At 26.2% G+C, this 14,480-nt stretch carries 18 protein-coding genes and 1 pseudogene; 8 read left to right on the forward strand and 11 right to left on the reverse strand.

Annotated features, from left to right (window positions below):
• From ACERKK_RS05450 to ACERKK_RS05460, 3 genes and pseudogenes are all read left to right on the forward strand, one after another.
• Positions 1–578: pseudogene (locus ACERKK_RS05450) on the forward strand (hypothetical protein); the annotation flags it as partial.
• A gap of 70 nt (positions 579–648) precedes the next feature.
• The gene (locus ACERKK_RS05455; RefSeq protein ID WP_373772070.1) at positions 649–870 is read left to right on the forward strand and encodes a VF530 family DNA-binding protein; all 222 of its coding nucleotides are present in this window, start codon (positions 649–651) and stop codon (positions 868–870) included.
• A gap of 76 nt (positions 871–946) precedes the next feature.
• A complete protein-coding gene (locus tag ACERKK_RS05460; RefSeq protein WP_373772071.1) occupies positions 947–1,693 on the forward strand; it encodes a ferredoxin-thioredoxin reductase catalytic domain-containing protein in 747 nt (248 codons plus the stop codon).
• Positions 1,694–1,714: 21 nt separating this feature from the next.
• Here the strand turns inward: ACERKK_RS05460 and ACERKK_RS05465 are convergent, their stop codons facing one another.
• Genes ACERKK_RS05465 through panB form a run of 3 tightly spaced genes read right to left on the reverse strand, consistent with a single transcriptional unit; the run spans position 1,715 to position 4,599 of the window.
• A complete protein-coding gene (locus ACERKK_RS05465; RefSeq protein WP_373772072.1) occupies positions 1,715–2,761 on the reverse strand; it encodes an AI-2E family transporter in 1,047 nt (348 codons plus the stop codon).
• On the reverse strand, positions 2,758–3,786 hold the full coding sequence (gene ruvB / locus ACERKK_RS05470; RefSeq protein WP_373772073.1) for a Holliday junction branch migration DNA helicase RuvB: 1,029 nt from the start codon (positions 3,784–3,786) through the stop codon (positions 2,758–2,760). Before ruvB ends, ACERKK_RS05465 begins: the two co-directional genes overlap by 4 nt.
• A 3-nt stretch (positions 3,787–3,789) precedes the next feature.
• Positions 3,790–4,599, reverse strand: a complete 810-nt coding sequence (gene panB, locus ACERKK_RS05475) for a 3-methyl-2-oxobutanoate hydroxymethyltransferase (RefSeq protein ID WP_373772074.1) — start codon at positions 4,597–4,599, stop codon at positions 3,790–3,792.
• A gap of 158 nt (positions 4,600–4,757) precedes the next feature.
• On the opposite strand from panB, the gene trpA reads away from it, so the two are divergent.
• Genes trpA through ACERKK_RS05495 form a run of 4 tightly spaced genes read left to right on the forward strand, consistent with a single transcriptional unit; the run spans position 4,758 to position 6,819 of the window.
• Entirely contained in the window at positions 4,758–5,525 is a 768-nt protein-coding gene (trpA, locus tag ACERKK_RS05480; protein ID WP_373772075.1) for a tryptophan synthase subunit alpha, read from the forward strand.
• Positions 5,526–5,527: 2 nt separating this feature from the next.
• Complete coding sequence (locus ACERKK_RS05485; RefSeq protein ID WP_373772076.1) at positions 5,528–6,265, forward strand: arginyltransferase; 738 nt, start codon at positions 5,528–5,530, stop codon at positions 6,263–6,265.
• Complete coding sequence (locus tag ACERKK_RS05490) at positions 6,255–6,479, forward strand: hypothetical protein (protein WP_373772077.1); 225 nt, start codon at positions 6,255–6,257, stop codon at positions 6,477–6,479. The genes ACERKK_RS05485 and ACERKK_RS05490 overlap by 11 nt, the downstream gene beginning before the upstream one ends.
• Positions 6,472–6,819 (forward strand): hypothetical protein, encoded by a 348-nt coding sequence (locus ACERKK_RS05495; RefSeq protein ID WP_373772078.1) that lies wholly within the window; start codon positions 6,472–6,474, stop codon positions 6,817–6,819. The genes ACERKK_RS05490 and ACERKK_RS05495 overlap by 8 nt, the downstream gene beginning before the upstream one ends.
• Positions 6,820–6,846: 27 nt before the next feature.
• On the opposite strand, the gene feoB is transcribed toward ACERKK_RS05495, so the two are convergent.
• Together feoB and ACERKK_RS05505 are read right to left on the reverse strand one after the other, a co-directional pair.
• The gene (gene feoB, locus ACERKK_RS05500) at positions 6,847–8,973 is read right to left on the reverse strand and encodes a ferrous iron transport protein B (RefSeq protein WP_373772079.1); all 2,127 of its coding nucleotides are present in this window, start codon (positions 8,971–8,973) and stop codon (positions 6,847–6,849) included.
• Positions 8,967–9,191 carry a ferrous iron transport protein A gene (locus tag ACERKK_RS05505; protein WP_373772080.1) on the reverse strand — a complete coding sequence of 75 codons (225 nt, stop codon included), beginning with the start codon at positions 9,189–9,191 and terminating at the stop codon, positions 8,967–8,969. Before ACERKK_RS05505 ends, feoB begins: the two co-directional genes overlap by 7 nt.
• A gap of 210 nt (positions 9,192–9,401) precedes the next feature.
• On the opposite strand from ACERKK_RS05505, the gene ACERKK_RS05510 reads away from it, so the two are divergent.
• Complete coding sequence (locus ACERKK_RS05510) at positions 9,402–9,839, forward strand: Fur family transcriptional regulator (protein ID WP_373772081.1); 438 nt, start codon at positions 9,402–9,404, stop codon at positions 9,837–9,839.
• 34 nt (positions 9,840–9,873) lie between these two features.
• Here ACERKK_RS05510 and ACERKK_RS05515 read toward each other — a convergent pair whose 3' ends face one another.
• The 6 genes from ACERKK_RS05515 to ACERKK_RS05540 form a co-directional block, all read right to left on the reverse strand.
• Positions 9,874–10,371: a flavodoxin gene (locus ACERKK_RS05515; protein ID WP_373772082.1), complete on the reverse strand. Its 498-nt coding sequence runs from the start codon at positions 10,369–10,371 to the stop codon at positions 9,874–9,876.
• An 11-nt stretch (positions 10,372–10,382) separates the two neighbouring features.
• Entirely contained in the window at positions 10,383–11,144 is a 762-nt protein-coding gene (locus ACERKK_RS05520; RefSeq protein WP_373772083.1) for a hypothetical protein, read from the reverse strand.
• Positions 11,141–11,470, reverse strand: a complete 330-nt coding sequence (locus ACERKK_RS05525) for a DUF2325 domain-containing protein (RefSeq protein ID WP_373772084.1) — start codon at positions 11,468–11,470, stop codon at positions 11,141–11,143. Before ACERKK_RS05525 ends, ACERKK_RS05520 begins: the two co-directional genes overlap by 4 nt.
• A gap of 244 nt (positions 11,471–11,714) precedes the next feature.
• Positions 11,715–12,809 carry an Opr family porin gene (locus ACERKK_RS05530; RefSeq protein ID WP_373772085.1) on the reverse strand — a complete coding sequence of 365 codons (1,095 nt, stop codon included), beginning with the start codon at positions 12,807–12,809 and terminating at the stop codon, positions 11,715–11,717.
• Positions 12,810–13,071: 262 nt separating this feature from the next.
• Positions 13,072–13,368, reverse strand: coding sequence for a hypothetical protein (locus tag ACERKK_RS05535; protein WP_373772086.1), 297 nt, complete (start codon positions 13,366–13,368; stop codon positions 13,072–13,074).
• A gap of 75 nt (positions 13,369–13,443) precedes the next feature.
• The coding region (locus ACERKK_RS05540) for a diguanylate cyclase (protein WP_373772087.1) at positions 13,444–14,480 on the reverse strand (1,037 nt) is incomplete at its 5' end.

The raw sequence follows: 14,480 nt of genomic DNA on the forward strand, positions 1-14,480 counted from the left end.
GTAGTGCAATAAAAGAGCAAGAAATAGGAATGATTCAAGTAAATCATGCAGTAAATGAACTTGATAAAATGACACAAGAAAATGCAGCTACATCAGCTGATATTGGAAACTTATCTAATGAAGTTGCTACTCTTTCATCAAGACTTCTTGGAATTACTTCTAAAGCTGTAATTACTGATAAATATTATGATATGGTTGATGATATTGACTTAATTCAAAAAATATCAAAATTTAAAAACAATAATATTAACTTTAAAAAGAAATACTTTAGTGATTTAAATTCATATAAAACATTAAGTGTAATAGAAAATAAAGATACACAATTAGGAAAATGGATATTAGATTGTGAAAATCAGAATAAAGCATATACTAATTCTAAAGAATGGAAAAAATTAAAAGAGAGAAAAGAACAATTTCATATAATAATGCAAAAGTTTATGGATTTAAATGCCCAAAAAGTAAATAATGAAGAGTTAAGAAAAGTTGCAAAAGAAGTTGAATATTTAACTGGTGATTTATTTAGTTCTTTAAATGATATAGCAGTTGTTAATACAAAGATACTAAGAGAAAAGAATTAATTTACTCTAATTAAAAGAGTATAAACAATTAGCTATAATAAAAGATAAATAGATTAATAAAAGAGAGAAAATGAGCGGTAATAATGAAAATAATCCTTTGCATGGAATTAAATTAGAGATGATTATAACAAAGCTTGTAGAAGAGTTTGGTTGGGATGAATTATCTAAGCGTATAAATATCAGATGTTTTTATAGTGATCCTTCTGTAAAATCTAGTTTGAAATTTCTTAGAAAAACACCATGGGCTAGAACAAAAGTTGAGAATTTATATTTAAGAACGTTTAAAAATTAATAAGAAAAATTAATTATATGAAACTAATGAATATTATACTAACATATGTTTTTAAATAAATATAGGATTTTATAATATGATTAAAAAAATAGATACAAATAGTGATGAATTTCAAATAGAGTTTGAACTTACAAAACAATTTACAAATAAAGTAATTGAAAATTTTAAATTTGCTTATAACCCAGAAGATGAGGTAAATGAATCAATTCAAATGGGTCTTACAAGAAATAAAATAATTTATGGAAAAAGATATTGTCCATGTTTTATGGTTATTGGAGATACAAAAGAAGAACAAAAAGCTGCTGATAATAGATTATGTCCATGTAAACCAGCTTTACAAACAGAAATTCCAGAAAAAGGGAACTGTCATTGTGGAATTTTTTGTACACCCCAATTTGCAGAACAAAATGCAAAAGATATTGATTTACATGAAGCAGTTGCTACTCATTCAAGAGGTCTTACAAAAGAAGAGTGTGAGCAATTATTACAAAAAGAAGATATTAATTCTCAAGAGTTAGAATCACTTCTTGAAGCAAGAGAATTAGGTTTTGTTAAATTTAATTTAGTTGATACAAGAGAGTGGATGGAATGGGTAGGTACAAGAATTAAAGGTACTGATTATTTAATTCCAACAACTTCGTTTTATCAAGCATTAGAGCGAATTGATGATCAAAAAAGTACACCAGTTGTAGTTTATTGTCACGCTGGTAGTAGAAGTGCTTATTGTCAAAGAATTATGTTAGATTTAGGATATAAGTCTGTTACAAACTTAGATTATGGTATTGCAACTTTCCAAGGCGAAAGAGAAAGCGGAGATATCTAAAATTAGAAAAGATGATATATTTTAAAATATATCATCTTTTATTTCATCTGAATACTTTTTAATTAAATGCATTATTGATATAAAAAATGTCACCATTGCAGGCCCAATAATCATTCCCCAAAAACCAAATGTTGAAAGTCCAGCTACAATAGAAAAGAATATAAAAACTTCATTTACATTTGTAGGTGTTTTTACTATTTTTTGATTAATATATTTAATAATTATAGGTTTAGCAAAGGTATCTGCAAAAATCGAAATCATTAAAATAGAATAAACAGCAATAACAATGGCATTAGAAATAGAGCCTGTTACAACTTCATATATTACAATAGGAAGCCACATTATAATTCCTCCAACAACAGGAATTAGTGAAGCAAAACCATATAATACTCCAAGTAATAATCCATCGTATCTAAAGAATGTTAGAAAGAATCCAAATAAAAAACCTTCAAAAATTGCAGTAACTAAAATAGAGTATAAAACTACTGTCATCACATTTGATGATTCATAAAATAAAGTAATAGAATCATCTTTTTTTATAGGTAATAAATCTTTAATATAAGTAGATAAACCTTTTGCATAAAGCGTAAAAAAGAAGAAAAATATTAAAATCATCACCATATCAATCATAAATGATGCAGAGTTTTTACCTAAATATGCACCAATTGATAAAATATTTTTAGCAACTTGAGCAAAATCAATTTTTTCTAATATTTGATTTAATTGTTGTTTTAAAAACAAAAAATCATCTGAAATATTTTCAACCCAAAGTTTTACATTTTGAAAACTTTTTACTAATATTTGTTGGTCAATATGATTGAAAAAATTAGCAAATGAAAAAATACAATACATAACAGGTATAAAGAATATTGCTCCAAGAGTAAAGGTCATTATACTTGTTGAAATAGCTCTACTTTTTAATCTTAATTCAATAAATGAGGTTAAAGAGTTTGTTGCAACCGCTAAAAGTAGGGCAACAAACATAGCTTTTAAAAATGGATTAAAAAGCTCTACCATAAAAAATATTGTAATAGCAGCAATAAAAATTAAAAAGTAAATTGGTCTCAAAATAGATTTCCTTGGCTATCAAGTTTTTCGCTATTTGGATAAGATAATCTAAACATTTCATACGTTTTTACACTAGCAATTCTTCCTCTTGCTGTTCTTTCTATATAACCATTTGCTAATAAATACGGTTCAATTGCATCTTCAATTGTTCCCTCATCTTCACTTAAAGCAGCTGCCATAGTAGATAATCCCATAGGTTTACCTTTATTAGAAATAAGTAGTTCAAGTAGATTAATATCCATCTCATCAAAACCAGTTTCATTTACTCCTAGTTCATCAAGTGCAAATTTACATCTTTTGATATAAATTGTATCTTCATCTTCAACTTCAGCAAAATCTCTAACTCGTCTTAGAAGTCTTAGTGCAACCCTTGGCGTTCCTCTACTTCTTCTTGATATTTCATAAGCTGAGTCTTTTTCACAAAACTTATCTAATTTAATAGAAGCTTTTTCTATAATTTTTGCTAATTCATCATGATTATAAAACTGCATTCTAAAATGCATACCAAATCTTTCACGTAAAGGATTTGATAACATACCAGCTCTTGTTGTTGCTCCAATTAAAGTAAATCTTGGTAAATCAATTTTTACAGTTTGAGCAGCAGGACCAGAACCAATTATAATATCTAATCTATAATCTTCCATTGCAGGATATAAGATTTCTTCAACAGCAGGTGAAAGTCTGTGTATTTCATCAATAAATAAAATATCACCTTCTTCTAGATTTGTTAAAATTGCAGCTAAATCGCCAGATTTTTCAATCATTGGACCTGCTGTAATTTTAATATTTGTATTCATTTCATTAGAAATAAGATAAGAAATTGTAGTTTTTCCAAGTCCTGGAGGTCCATAAAAAAGTATATGATCAAGTGCTTCTTCTCTTTTTTTAGAAGCTTCAATAAATACTTTTAAATTTCTTTTTATTTTTTCTTGGCCAATGTAATCATCCCAAGAAGATGGACGAAGACTTACTTCTGTATTATCTTCTTCAAAAGATACTGATTCAACTTCTACTACTCTTTCCATATTTTAGTATTCTTCCTCTTTAGATGGAAAACTTGCATCTTGAACATCACTTCTATATTGATTAACAGCATTTTTTACAAGTTGCGCACCATCTAAATAATGTCTTACAAATTTTGGTTTAAAGCTTTCAAAGAAACCTAACATATCAGACCAAACTAAAACTTGTCCATCTGTTACATTTCCTGCTCCAATTCCAATAACTGGAATATTTACAGCATCAGTAATTTGTTTTGCAACATCACTCATAACACCTTCAACAACAAGTGCAAATGCTCCTGCTTTTTCAACAGCTAAGGCATCTTTTATTAATTGTTCTGCATCTTCTTTTGTTTTTCCTCTAACTTTATATCCACCTTCACTTCTTACATATTGTGGCATAAGTCCAATATGACCCATTACAGCAATTGAATTTGATGTTAAATGTTCTATAATATCTGCTCTATCTTCTCCACCTTCAACTTTTACAGCTGCTGCATTTGTTTGTTGATAAACTTTTACTGCATTTAAAAGTGCTTCATCTTTATTTATATATGTTCCAAAAGGCATATCTAATATAACAAAAGCTTTAGGTGCTCCTGTACAAACTGCATTTGTATGATAAATCATTTGCTCTAAAGTTGCTGATAAAGTATCAGGTTTTCCTGCAAAACTCATATTTAAACTATCACCTACTAAAATCATATCTGCCATTTCTTCAAAAAGTTTTGCAAATAGTGCATCATAGGCTGTAATAACTGTTAATTTTTTATTATTTTTTGCTTTTTTTATTTTTGTTATGTTCATTTTTTCAAAATCATTAATGATTATACTCATGTATCTTTTTCCCTAAAATTATTTAATATTTAATCCTGATTATATCGAAATAAATTTTATTTTATAACTATACAAGCTTATATTTGTTTTTATAATTTAAATATCAAGAAAAATTTAGATAAAATAGAAACTTTATATAACATATTAGGATTTTTTTGATGAAACAAAACAATATTGAAAATAGTGATAAAAAATTAGTTGGTTATATCACTGCGTCAATTCCAGATAATAACTTTACAGTAGATTTAGCATTAAGCATTAAAGAAGCAGGTGTTGATACGCTTGAATTAGGAATTCCTTTTTCAGATCCAGTTGCAGATGGTCCTGTTATTGAAAAAGCAAATTTAATTGCATTAAATAATGGTTTTAAACTTACAGATCTTTTTGAAGTATCTTCAAAAATAGCACCACAAATGGATACTTTATGGATGGGATATATGAATCCATTTTATAAATATGGAATAGAAAACTTTTTGAAAAAAGCACAAGAGTTTGGAATAAATGGAACAATTATTCCTGATGTTCCTTTTGAAATGGCAGAAGATTTATTACCTTTATACAATAAATATAATATTTCAAATATCTCTTTTGTTGCACCAACACATAATGAAAATAGAATTAAAAAAGTAGTTTCAAATAGCCAAAAATTTATTTATATGGTAGCTTACGCTGGTATTACAGGAAGTGGTCAAAAAGAAGATTTAACTTCAATTATTCAAAATGTTAGAAAATATACTAATACACCTTTATATATAGGTTTTGGTGTTGATGAAAACACTTGTAAAGATAAGGTAAAAGGTGTTGATGGTGTTATTGTTGGTAGTGCATTTGTAAAACATATAATTGATGATTCTTTATCAAATAATGAAAAAATTAAAAAAATATCATCTCTTGCAAAAGAGATAAAAGAAAAAATTAACGAATAATTATGCATATTTTAAATAGAGATATTGAATTTTTAGAAGAGGATAGGGAGTGTTCATATTTTAGCGAACAATCTTCAGATATGAGATATAAATATATGCACTCATGTTCAACTTCACAATACCAAGCTATGTTAGAGAGAGGTTGGAGAAGATTTGGGAAAATGCATTTTGTACCAGAGTGTAAAACTTGTACAAAATGTATCTCAATGAGAATTGATGTAAAAAATTATAAATTTTCAAAATCAGAAAAAAGAGTAATAAATAAAAATAAAGATACTAAACTTTATATAAGACCACCATCAATGACTCTTGAGCATTTATCTTTATATGATAAATATCATAAATTTATGAATGATAAAAAAGGATGGCCTTATTCTGCAATAGAGCCAGATGATTATAAAAAATCTTATGTAGAATCAAAAGAAGAGTATGCAAAAGAGCTTTTATATATGAAAGATAATAAGTTAATTGGTGTTGCTTTAGTAGATATTTTACCAAACTCTATTTCTTCAATTTATTGTTATTATGACCATGATTATAGTGATTTATCAATTGGAAAATTTTCTATTTTAGCACAGATAAAAATAGCAAAAGAGTTGAATATTCCTTATATTTATTTAGGTTATTGGATAAAAGATCATTATTCAATGGGATATAAAGAAGCATACCAGCCTTTTGAAATTTTAGTAAATAGACCTAACTTATTTGAAGAAACAATATGGGATAAATATGAATTATAATTTAGTTGTAATAATAAGTATAATAATATGTGCTATACTTTCACTACTTATAAGTTATTATGGAGTTTTATTAATTTTAAATGAAAATAGTTCTTTATTTAAAATGGCACAACTAATAATAGCAATAGTATCTATGACAACATTTTATGCTCCAATAAAACATATGATATTAAAATACACAAAAATAGATGAAGGTGAAGAAAAGAATGATTAAGTATTTAGTACTTTTTATGTTAAGTATATCAGTTGCTTGTGCTAATGATATCCAAACAGATGAAATAAATGAAGAAGCAAAAGTTGATTGCCTTATCTTAAAAGACAAGAATTCAATTATATGTAAATTTGAAGCAGTTAGAAGTACTGATGATCAAAATGTTACTTTACAGTGGATTAATCCAGAAGGTGATATTTCAAGAACTAGAGATATGATAGTTCCTTCAGGTCATGGTTCTATTTATGACTTTAGATTTATTGAAGGTAGAGCTCTTGGTGAGTGGACTTTTAAAGCTATTGTAGATTCTAAAGAGTATACAACTCAATTTGAATTAAACTAGAGTTTTAAATCACATAAGATAAAAATCTTATGTGATAATGAAACTTGTAATTGTGTATCCTATAAATGAGAATATCCAAGCTGTTCCTGTTGTAAATACAAATAAATAAGCTAGATATTTCCATCCTCCTGCTTCTCTTGCAAATACCATTGATGCTGCTAAACAAGGTAAATAAATCATTACAAATATAATAAATGAAACTGCTGATGCTAATGGAATATTGTTTTTAATTTTTTCAATTAAGCTTTGAGAATTTTCATCATTATCTTCACCTAATCCATATAAAATACCAAGAGTTGATACTACAATTTCTTTTGCAGCAAGTCCTGTTTCTAAGGCAACTGCCATTTTCCAATCAAATCCAAGAGGTTCAAATACTGGCTGAGTAAATTTACCAACTTTACCTAAGTATGAATTTTCTAAATTATATAATGAAAGCTCACTCTCTAAGAAACTTGCTTCTTCATCACTTTGTGCTTGTTCAATTTTTACTGCATATTGCTCTTCCATAAGAGGATATTTAGGATAATTTGAAGCAAACCAAATAAGTAAAGATGCTACTAAAATATATGTTCCCGCTTTTTTTAAGTACATCAATGCTTGATTTGAAACTGTATGCCAAATTAGTTTAAATGAAGGCATCCTATATTTTGGCATTTCCATTACAAATGGTTCATCTTCACTTTTAAATACAACAACTTTTAAAATCTTTGCAGCAAATAAGCCTAATATCGCACCTGAAATATATATTAAAAATAGAATATTTCCAGCATTTTCTTCACCAAAAAATGCACCAGTAAATAGAACATAAATAGGAAGTCTAGCACCACATGACATAAATCCAATAATAAATAAAGTAAGTAGTCTATCTCTTTCATTTTTTAGAGTTCTAGCTGCCATATATGCAGGAACAGAACATCCAAAACCTGAAACTAATGGAATAAATGATTTTCCATGTAGTCCAAATTTATGAAAAAAACCATCAAGTAAAAATGCAACTCTACTCATATATCCAGTTGTTTCAAGTAGGGCAATTCCAAAAAATAGTATTACAATATTGGGAACAAATAAAATAACAGCTCCCACACCAGCAATTGCACCATCACCTATAATTGAAGATAATTGATTATCTCCTAAAATTTGTTTTGTAGAATCAATTAAACTTGCAAAAAATGCATCAATCATATCCATTGGAATATTTCCAATTTCAAATGTTAATTGAAATAATCCCCACATTAAAAAAAGAAAAATTGGTAAACCAAAAAGTTTATGAATTAAAAATGAATCTATTTTATCAGTAATAGTTTTTGCACTTATTTTCTTTTGTTTAACAACTTCTGTTACAAGACCTTTTGCAAAAGCAAATTTTTCATCATTAAAAATATCATCAATATTTTTTGTATTGTAATGAATATGAAAATGCTCAAAAGCATTATTTAATAAAGGTTGTAATTGTATCCATATTGGTTCATCATGAAATGTTTTATAAGTTTGTTTATCTTCTTTTAAAAGCTTAATTGCTAACTGTCTATATGTATAATTAGTTTTAAAACCTGTTTCTTCAAACAACTTTGTAATATTTGATATCTCTTCTTCAATTACATCTGAAAAAATTAGTTTTGTAGGAAGTTTTTCATCATTAAATTTTTGAACAATTGATTCTAATACATTTTCTAAACCAATTTTTTTAGCAGCACTTGTTTTAATTGTTGGCTTTCCAAGAAGTTTACTTAATTGTATTTCATCTATTTGTATTGATTCATTTATTGCTTCATCAATCATATTTAAAACAACAATCATTTTCTTATCTAAAGCTAATAATTCTGATGTAAGATATAAGTTTCTTTCTAGATTTGTAGAATCCAATACATTTAAAATAATATCATAAGGTGAATTATCTAAAAACTCTTTTGTAACTTTTTCTTCTTGTGTATAATCATTTAAAGAATAAGACCCAGGTAAATCCGTAATTTCAATTTCATAACCTTTATAGTTAAAAAGCACTTCTTCTTTTGCAACTGTTACACCTGAAAAATTTCCAACTCTTAATCTTGAGTTTGAAATAGAGTTAATAAGCATTGACTTACCAACATTTGGCTGTCCTACTAATGCAACTTTTATTTTTTTTATTTCTTTAAAATCTTTTACTAACATTTTTCTACTTCTATTTTTGCAGCTTCTGAAATTCTTAATGCAATTTTTGAGTTATTAATTTTTATTTCTATTGTACTTTTTGCAAGCGTAATACCAACAACTGAAATTGTTGAGCCTTTTACTATTCCAAAAGAATAAAATCTATTTTTTAATACACTATCACAATCTATTTGTTTAATAATCGCAGATTCTTTGATATTTAATTTATCAAGAGTCATATATGTTTCCTTCTTTGAATCGATAATGATTATTATAATGAAAATGTTCTTTTTATTTCTTGATATAAGTCAATAAATTTCAGTTTATTTAAAATTATTAAAGTAAAAATAGTGAAACTTTATTATTAGAAGAAAAAAATTACTATTTGAACTTTTTGTAAACTTTAGATATACTACCCTAAATTTCACAATTATTAAGGGCATATTTTTATGATTAATAGCGAAGATGTTATCGACGAACTAAAAAAAATTGTTAAACAAAAAGGTCTTAAGTATACAGAACAAAGAGAAATTGTTCTTTCTATTTTAATTCATGCAACTGACCATTTAAGCGCAGAAGAAGTATATAATAAAATAAAAACTCAATATCCAGAATCAAATATCGGAATAGCTACTGTTTATAGAGCACTTAGCTTTTTAGAAGAAATTGATTTAATTACTTCTATTACATTTGGTACAGATGGAAAAAAATACGAAAGTAACTCTAAATCTCATCATGATCACTTGATTTGTACAAAATGTGGAAAGATAGTTGAGTTTGTAGATGCAGAGATTGAAAAAAGACAAGATAGAATTGCAGAAGAGAATCATTTTGTAATTACAAGCCATTCAATGCAATTATATGGTACTTGTGCAGATTGTCAATAATATATTAAGAGCGTAACTCTTAATATATTTCTTTTTATAAAATATCAGATTTTATTTCTTCAACCCATAATTTTATTCTTTCATCAGTTAAATCATCTTGATTATCTTCATCAATTACTAATCCAACAAACTTCCCATCTATTTCAGCTTTTGAATCATCATGATTATAACCTTCACTTGATGTAAAACCTATAATATTTGCATTTGTTGAACTAATATGTTCATACATAATACCTAAGGCATTACAAAATTCATCACTATAACTTTCTTGATCTCCTAAGCCAAATAAGGCGATAGTTTTATTTGATAAATCCAAAGATTTAAATGAATCCCAAGCTTCATCCCAGTCATCATTTAATTCACCTTCACCCCATGTAGAACCACCAATAATAAGTTTGTCATATTTATTAATTTCTTCAATATTAGTAGATGAAATATCAAATACTTCAACTTCTCCTAACTCTTGAGCAATTTTATTTGCAATTTCTTCTGAATTTCCTGTACTACTTGCGTAAAATATAGCTGTTGCCATGTTTGTTTCCTCTATTTATTTCTTATAATTGACCTTAATGAATAAGGTATTGCTTTTATTTGATACTGTTTATTTTTTAACTCATCTACAACAATAGGAATATGTTTTGTAAATCCCTCATATTTTGGATAAGCTAAATATACTTGATTAAACTCTTTTTCTTTTATGCATTTTATTGCACTATTTAGTTCATCTTTGATATTTAATTTTTTTGTATTTATACTTTTCCATGAAGTATAAATTTTAAGTGAACAAATATCTTTTGCCTTAATTGAAATAGAATCTCCTAAATCAATTACCTCTTTATCTTTATGCATTCTTTTTACTTTATAAAGTACAAATTCATGGAATAATAAATGCTTATCAATAAGTACTTGAATATTATTATTAATATAACAATGTAAAATAAGTTTTGCTGCTGGAAGTAGCTTTGTATTTGAAACAAAAAACATATTTTTCTTTTCTTTATTTAAATAATTATTTATAATTTTTGTAGAATTAATACATAAATTAAAAGAGAAATTATTAACATGTTTTTTCAAATAGCTAAATGGTAACATTTGATTTATTTTGTAAATAAATGCATTTTTCAAACTATTTTTTGCTAAGTTTCTTTGTTCATATCTTGTAAAATTACAAACTGGTTTTAAAATATTATTACTTAGATTTAAAAACATTTGTCTTAGTTTTACTTCTGAATTAAATGTATCAAAATCTTTGCACAAAAACTCTTTCTCTTCATTAAAGCCAATAAAATTTATATTTGTATTCATTTTTTCATCTCACAGTTGGCATAACAATCTTGACAATTTGAAATACCCATAATTTTAATATATTCAGAATAAACACAAGAAATAGATCTTTTTGCACAAACAAAAGGAATATTCTTTTTCTTAGCTTCATTTTTGTATTTAAGCATAGTATTATGATTTAAAAAAGAAGTTAACATTACAATACAGTCTGTACTAGAAGGTACTTTTTTTCTAGGAGCAGAAGACTTTTTTCTAGCATCCCAGTGGTTAATACTTTTTGCACCTAGGTCTTTTAGCATAGAAGATATATGTGAAATATTATCTCCTCCAATAATCAATATACTCATATTTCTTTCCTTTTTAGCAAGTACACCCAGTTGGTGTAATCAAATCTTTTTTATTATTTAAATTAAATTCATTTTTCATTTAATATCCTTATTGATAATCATTATTAGTATAATAGTGGATGAAATCTTAAATCTTTATTAATAGTGATAGTGATTATCAATAAATAAAAGAATTTATAGACATAAAAAAAGGCAAAGAAGAAAAACTTCTTTGCCTTTAAAAAAAAGAGTATTAAATTTAAGATTAAAATGCGTAAGAAACAGTAGCAGCTAATTTAGAATAATCTTTTTTAGATTCTAAAGATAAGTTAGTATATAGAAGTTCAGCAGATAAATTATCAGTAAATGAATATCCTGCACCTAAAGTTATCTCTTTATCTTTTATAGATGTTTTTTCACCTTGTGCATATAATGCAGATAATTCAATATCAGCAATATTATAAGCAATAGCTCCATAGTATGTATCTTCATAATCATAAGCACCTAATTCTTCAGTTGGATCAATATTATCACCAAATGAATCCATTGCACCAATACCTTTTTTATTTGTATTAATATATCCAAGTGCCAAATCTACACCAACTAATGATGTTCTTGCTTCAAAATGTTTAACTGAACCATCTTCAATATGATTTCCATCTTCATCTTTTAATATTTTATCAGTTGAACTTTTTGCATAATGTGCAGTTAATCCAAATACATCAGAATCAAAATCAGCTTTTAAACCATAAAAATCAACAGCATCTTTAGCAGAATAAAAATATGGATTAATAACAAGACCTTCTACTGCTTCATATTTTGCATCAAGTACATAAGCTCCATCATTTGTAATATCTTCAAAATCAGTACTTTCATCAACACCAGCTGCAGCTTGTCTTGTTGAGTATGCAGCAACCACTGTTATATTCTCACTTGGTGTAAGTGCAGCAACGATTGCTTCATTATAATCACCAATCCATTCTAAATCAATTTCTTGTCTACCTGCAATTACAGTTAGCATTTCATTTGAATATGAAATATTAGCTAATGTCATTAGTGAATTATTTGCAAAATCACCTTTATAATCACCATTTTCTTCTTCTGTTAATTCATGATTAGCTCTAAAACCAGCTTCTAAAGCAAAACCATTAATTGAATCAGTTTTATAATTTAAACCAATAGTTGCAGCAGAAAAACCTGAATCTTTTTCTCCTTTTTTATCAGTTTTTTGATAATGCGCAGAAATATCTCCTGATACTTGTCCATTTTTAAAAGCTTCTTCTACTGAATAAGAATCTGCATATACTGTACTTGTTGATAATACGATTGCACTTGTAATAATACTTAATTGTTTTTTCATTTATATATCCTTGTTTAAATAATTTAATTAAAATCTTAATTTGCGAAATAATAATAGAAAATTCTTTAAAATTAACTTATATTGATTCTAATTATCATTATAGTAGTTTAAAATTCAAATAATATTTTAGTATTAAAAAGTTTAATTGCAACTTAGTTGCATAAAATAAGATAAGATTTTGAATTTTACTTTAGCTTTGAAGAGAAAATAAATTTAAAGAGTAGTATTAATAAGAGAAAAATAGACTAGAAAAGTCTATTTTTTATTTTTTTTGTGGTGCATACTTAAAAAATACGTATAAAACAGCAACCATTACAAATACAGTAAATACAGACATAAAACTTAATTCTACATCAGGTCCAGCGCCTCTTTGGTAATTTTTAGGCATAAATAAAAACATTGTAGATAAAAGCATAAAAGATGATGTAGCTACAGCAATTAAGTGAGCAAAAACCTTATGTAGTTTTGTAATATAAAAATCTTTTACCATTTTCCATGTTGAAATTGCAGCAATAAGTACAATTATAAGTACAATAATTTTATCGTAATTAGCTTCCAATATATATCCTTCTTATAAGTTGATATATTCTATGCAGTCTGTACTTAAATGATACTTATTTATTTATCTAAATGCTTATAATTCTAGTGTTTGCACTCTATTTCGACCACTTTCTTTAGCTTCATATAAACAATCATCAGCCTTTTTATAAATATAATCTAAATCTTGCGTATTAGAATTTTTATTATTAATTATTGCAATTCCAAAAGAAGCTGTTATTACAAGTGATGGTTCATTTTTTGAGTGTTCTATTTGTAAGTCTTGAATGTCTTTTCTAGCTGTTTCTGCTAATTTTAATATATCATCTTGTGTTTTAGCACTAATTAAAACACCAAACTCTTCCCCACCTAATCTAAATATAATATCATTACTTCTTTTAAATGATTTTTTTAGTGAAGTTGCTATTGATATTAAAACATTATCACCTTCTTGATGTCCATAAGTATCATTATATTTTTTAAAGTTATCAACATCTAATAATAAAAATGCAAATACATTATTGTTTCTAATTGTTTTATCAATAACTGATTCTGCAATATCATTAAAATGTCTTCTATTAAATAAAGTAGTTAAACCATCAGTTATTGATAATTCATAAATTCTTTTTTTATCAGTAATATCTTGTCTTATTGCATAATAACTTGAAATTTTATTGTCTTTATCAAAAACAGGTTCTATTACAGCACTAACCCAATAGTTTGAACCATCTTTTCTAAGGTTTCTTATTTCGCCTTTCCAGATTTTACCTTTTTGTATAGTTGTCCATAACTCTTTATAGATTGATTTTGGCATCTCTGGATCTTTTACTATACTATGGTTTTGTCCAATTAATTCATTTTTTGAATATCCTGATATTTCACAAAATGCATTTGAAACAGATTTAATAATTCCTTTTGTATCAGTTGAAGATGAGATAATATTTTCATCAAATATTTTATTAAAACTATTAATCTCTTCTATTTGTTTTTTATTTGAGAAAATATTTAATATTTTGGCTTTTAATTCATCTTTTAAAAATGGTTTAGAAATAATATCATTAACACCATTTTTATATAATTTGATTTTTAAATCACTATTTTGTGTTGCACTTATCATTACAAGAGGCAAAGATG

This window comes from Poseidonibacter sp., assembly GCF_041821165.1.
Classification (GTDB): domain Bacteria; phylum Campylobacterota; class Campylobacteria; order Campylobacterales; family Arcobacteraceae; genus Poseidonibacter.